The 290-nt window shown below is 30.0% G+C and carries 1 protein-coding gene; it reads right to left on the bottom strand.

Annotation, left to right across the window (positions count from 1 at the left end; translation table 11 throughout):
- Positions 1–37 precede the first annotated feature (37 nt).
- Entirely contained in the window at positions 38–283 is a 246-nt protein-coding gene (locus SB658_RS23135; protein WP_410602608.1) for a BfmA/BtgA family mobilization protein, read from the bottom strand.
- Positions 284–290: the final 7 nt, after the last annotated feature.

Raw genomic sequence — 290 nt, 5'->3', positions numbered from 1 at the left:
CATTCAGAAGTTTTCGGCATATAGATTGTTGCTATTTTTATCTTCGTAGTAGCAGGTTATTTTGTTCATTTGAATTCAACTTATTAGTGATATAGTAATCTAACATTTCATGAATAAGCTCATTATTTTTCATATCTTTCATTGTACAAATGGTTTTTATTTTATTAAGTGTTTCAGGAGATACTTTTATATTTTTCCTGTCTGCTGCTGACAAGGGATTCTTTTTCTTTGTTGCAGAATTACTTTGAATAGGTGCCACAGTCACCAAGTATTGTTTATCCAAAATGACC

The sequence above is a fragment of the Bacillus sp. SIMBA_008 genome, from assembly GCF_046535495.1.
Lineage (GTDB): Bacteria > Bacillota > Bacilli > Bacillales > Bacillaceae > Bacillus > Bacillus subtilis.
This window is presented reverse-complemented; position numbering and strand designations above follow the sequence as displayed.